Consider the following 4,475-nt stretch of genomic DNA (forward strand, 5'->3'; position numbering starts at 1 on the left):
AAAGTGAATCATGAAAATTTAGAGAACTACAAAGGATATTTAACGAGATACAAAACAAAGAAAGGAAATAATCTGACGAGTTCAACAATAGTCACCCGGTTAATGTCGGTAAGGAACTTTTTTAAGTGTCTTGTGAAGAAAGGAATAATTTACCGGGATATAACGGAAGGTTGGCAAATGCCGAAGGATAAAAGACCACTTCCGAGAGGAATAATGACAGTGCAGGAGATAAACAGGATAATGAAACAACCGCAGATAAGAACAACACTCGGCTACCGAGACAGGACAATTTTGGAAGTTTTGTATTCAACAGGGATAAGAGCAGGTGAGTTAATAAAATTAAAAGTTAGTGATGTTGATTTAGACAAAAAAGTTTTGAGAGTAAATAAAGGTAAGGGTGGAAAAAGCAGATATGTTTTACTTAATACACCGACTTGCAGATTTTTAGAGAGATATTTAAGAAAGGTAAGACCAGAGTTAGCAAAATGTCCAAGACCTTCTGGAAATAATTGGGAACAGAAGTCAAAGACAGGTGAAGAGATATTATTTTTGACTGTTTATGGTGGTTTAATATCACAGGGTTGGATTGACACGATGCTCAAAAGATACATAAAACAAGCAGGTATAACAAAACAAGTAGCACCTTGTCATTCATTTAGGCATTCAGTAGCCACTCATCTTTTAGAGAGCGGGATGGATATTCGGTATGTTCAGGCATTTTTGGGGCATGAGACAATCCAAACGACCCAGGTATATACTCACATAGAAAAAGAAAAATTGCGGGAACTATTAAAAAAATATCATCCGAGAGAAATAAACAGGATACCAATAAAAAGATTTAGTGATGAAATAAAAATCCCGATGGGGAATAAGGACAAATATAACTATGCAACAGTATAAAACAGAAATAGAAAAATTAAGAGAGAAATATTTGGAATATTTGAAAAACAATAATTATTCTAATGACACGATAGAGCATACTGGTTATGCAATAAACCATTTTGAGAAATTTTTAGAGGGAAAAGGGATAAACAAAATTGCAGATGTAAACCAAGAAATGATTACCGAGTATAACACAATGTTAAGAAAATTCTGTCAACCGGAAAACAATAAACCATATAGTGAGCAGAGTATAGCCACAAAATTACAACCCGTCAAATATTTCTTTGAATGGCTTACTAAAAACCTGATAATACTTTACAATCCAGCAAAAGATATGGAAATACCAACGATAAAAAAGGGACTGCCGAGAACGATTCTCTCGCAGGAAGAAGTGGAAAAATTTTTGGATATTCCTCGGACAGACACAGTAATTGGGTTTAGAGATAAAACAATCTTTGAGTTATTTTACTCAACTGGAATGAGAAATACCGAGTTAAGGAAACTAAAAATAAATAACTTGGATTTAGAGAAAAAAATTTGTATAATTAAGGACGGAAAGGGAGGAAAAGAGAGAATGCTCCCGCTTACCAAAATAGCCACCGAGTATCTGAAAGAATATCTGCGAGTAATCCGACCACGACTCCTAAAAAATGGAAACAGCAACGACACTGTTTTTCTCACTTTATCCGGGACACCATTTTGGATGCAGGGGATGTGTGATTTATTTAGGAAATATGCCAGAGTAAGCGGAATCTCCAAGCCGATAACAGCCCACACAATCAGGCACAGTATAGCGACACATTTATTAGAGAATGGAATGGACATAAGGTATATACAGGAATTTCTTGGACACGGTTCATTACAGACGACGCAGTTGTATAGCAAGGTGACATTAAAAGGATTAAGGAAATATTACAATAAACATCATCCGAAGGAAAAAAGACAGAGGTTATTGATATGAACTTTTGCGGAAAATCTGTAAAAAATAATTGTGAAAAATCTTTTAATAAAGTCAGTGAAAATAATTTGGGTGATGACGGAAAATCTTTTGACACTCCCTATAACGAAGGAATTGACTTTGTATTTAAGGGCGTCGTCAGACGACCACACGACCCGCAGGGGCGAAAGAGCGAACTGACAGAACAAAGGACGAGCCACCCTGATTATTGGGGTGTGCGAGGACGATTGCTGTCGGTGAGCGATAAGGGGGTGATGAGTATGAGGGATAATCATAAGATTGTTGATTTTTCTGATGACACTCTTAAAAATGTCTCTCACACTACCCCTCATAGTTGCCCTGTAATTGATTATTCTGGTGCGGGTAATGGTTGGGTATCCCCCTGTTATAGACGGAAAATGAATTTTAATAAAGTTAATATCACCCTCACCCCAACCCTCTCCCGTCAAGGTAGAGGAAATTACCGACGAGAAGGAATTTTTGATAACTTTAATTATAGACGGAAAAATGGTAAAATTCATTTTATTAAACATTGGAAAACCTCTGTTTTGAGTAGCAACACTTTGCAAAAGTCAGATTTTGGATATCGTCAGAAAAATATAAATTTTCAAAAGCAAAAAGATGCAAAAGGTCAGGATTTGTATTTGACAAATTATAAGTCGTTAAATCTTCGTCTGGGTCAATCGGTGAATTGTCAAGACCACGAGCAAAAATACTTATGTAATTATTTCCGTCATAATCAGAACCTTGATTTTGGGGAATTGTATATTTCCCACACCAGGTATCATTGGAATAAAATGTGTTCGTCCAGCCGTTTGTTCCACCGTCGGGCTGGAAGTATTTTGCTACATAAGGAAGTTTGCTAAATGAAACTTGATTAGAATCGGTTTTCATCGGAGTGTCAAATAAAATATACGGGGAGGAACAAGACCATGCTAAAACCAATTATATGCGGAGTATTAGTATTAAATATGTTTGCTGGATTGCAATCTGAAAAGTTTTTATTAGCACAAGAACAAAATTTAGAAGGTCAAAAGAAATTTTTAGAATTTCAAAAAGAACAAAAAAAAGAACAGAACAAACTTAAAAACAGAGTTCCTAAACTTATTAAGGAATTAGATAATTCAAACTGGGTTGCAAGAGAGAAAGCAATCCTTCTTCTTTCTCGTTCAAAAGACCCAAAAGCAATAGAACCATTAGCAAAGGTTATGGTAGAAGATTCAGACAAGGGAATTAGAAAAATGACTGCTCAAATGTTATCTGGATTTAATGATAAAAAGATTGTTCCTATATTCAAAAAACAAGTTTTAGAAAATGGAGAACATAAAATTATAGGAGCGACTGTTTTAATGAAACTAGGAAATGAAGAAGAAAAAAAGATTGCTTTACCGATTTTAGAAAAATATGCAGAAGAAGGACATCCAGAAGTATTATCATATTCTAAACTTATTGATTATGATGACAAGAAAGGTGAAATAAGAAAAAGAGTTTATTATGACAAGAACAAGGCAAAAATAATTATGAATAAACTTCTTAATCATAAAGACGAATTAGTTTGTGCTGAAGCGGTATATTATTTACACGATATGGGTGATAAAGATATTGTCCAAGGAAAGATAGAGAATATTCTTAAATCTGAAAATCCCAGAGTAAAAAATATAGGAAAATCTATATTAAAACAAATTGGAGACGAAAAAAGTAAAAAGAGATTACAAGAATTAGAATATCAAGAATTACAAAAAGAATTAAAAGATGCAGAGCAGAAAAGAGATAAAAAGGAAGGTAAAAAATGAAAGCAATTTACCGAAAATATTTTTTATTATTTTGTAGTATTGGTTTTCAATTATTTTTATCTGCTGATTTATTTTCATATGACCGCATAAAAGCGGTAAACTATGCCGATACTTGGGCGTATGGTCGTAATCCTGTATATCATGATTACAGTGAGGAAGGTGGAGATTGCACAAATTTTGTTTCACAATGTTTGATTGATGGTGGATTAAGGTTTACAAATCAAGGATATATGGGAATAGGTAATACAATAATCAGAGTGGCTGAAATGCCAAGTGCTTTACAGAATTATCATGGTGCAACAATTAGTGTAAATACGATACCGTCTAATTTTAAAGTTGGTGATGTTATTTCCTTGGGTGATGATGAAGACCCATATATACATACAGTAATTGTGGTTGAAGCAGGGTCTACATTAGATACAATAAAAGTTAATGCTCATACAAATGACCGTTCTCACGAACCGTTGAGTAGTTACGCCGCAGTTTATAGTATTGTAAGATATATTCAGATTCCCGATTCCCCAATCGCAAAACATGTGGAAATTCAGCAAAATTATCAGATTAAATATCATGGTTATCATAATTATGACACCAATCAATTAGTTGTCCATATTTCAGAGGTTGTTGGAGTTGGTGAAATAAAACTTAAAGTAGTTTTTGACACTCCGATGAAAACCAATTCTAATCAAGTTTCATTTAGCAAACTTCCTTATGTAGCAAAATACTTCCAGCCCGACGGCGGAACAAACGGCTGGACAACAACATTTTATTCCAATGATACTTGGTGCGGGAAATATACAATTCCCCAAAATCAAGGTTCTGATTATGACGGAAATAATTAC

The 4,475-nt window shown here is 34.3% G+C and carries 5 protein-coding genes; all 5 read left to right on the forward strand.

From position 1 onward, the window contains the following. The coding region (locus AB1349_12970) for a tyrosine-type recombinase/integrase (GenBank protein ID MEW6558236.1) at positions 1 to 900 on the forward strand (900 nt) is incomplete at its 5' end. Next, positions 887 to 1,843, forward strand: a complete 957-nt coding sequence (locus AB1349_12975) for a tyrosine-type recombinase/integrase (protein MEW6558237.1) — start codon at positions 887 to 889, stop codon at positions 1,841 to 1,843. The genes AB1349_12970 and AB1349_12975, both read left to right, overlap by 14 nt. Next, entirely contained in the window at positions 1,840 to 2,706 is an 867-nt protein-coding gene (locus AB1349_12980) for a hypothetical protein (protein ID MEW6558238.1), read from the forward strand. The genes AB1349_12975 and AB1349_12980 overlap by 4 nt, the downstream gene beginning before the upstream one ends. A 66-nt stretch (positions 2,707 to 2,772) precedes the next feature. After that, the gene (locus AB1349_12985; GenBank protein MEW6558239.1) at positions 2,773 to 3,633 is read left to right on the forward strand and encodes a HEAT repeat domain-containing protein; all 861 of its coding nucleotides are present in this window, start codon (positions 2,773 to 2,775) and stop codon (positions 3,631 to 3,633) included. Continuing rightward, positions 3,630 to 4,475, forward strand: an 846-nt coding sequence (locus tag AB1349_12990) for an amidase domain-containing protein (protein ID MEW6558240.1), incomplete at its 3' end; no start/stop codon positions are given. The genes AB1349_12985 and AB1349_12990, both read left to right, overlap by 4 nt.

The sequence above is a fragment of the Elusimicrobiota bacterium genome (assembly GCA_040757695.1).
In the GTDB taxonomy this organism is placed as follows: Bacteria; Elusimicrobiota; UBA8919; order UBA8919; family UBA8919; genus JBFLWK01.

What these genes read in the sequence shown, in the direction of transcription:
- AB1349_12980 (MEW6558238.1), top strand. Translation starts at nt 1,840, where the DNA reads ATGAACTTTTGCGGAAAATCTGTAAAAAATAATTGTGAAAAATCTTTT.
- AB1349_12985 (MEW6558239.1), top strand. Translation starts at nt 2,773, where the DNA reads ATGCTAAAACCAATTATATGCGGAGTATTAGTATTAAATATGTTTGCT.
- AB1349_12975 (MEW6558237.1), top strand. Translation starts at nt 887, where the DNA reads ATGCAACAGTATAAAACAGAAATAGAAAAATTAAGAGAGAAATATTTG.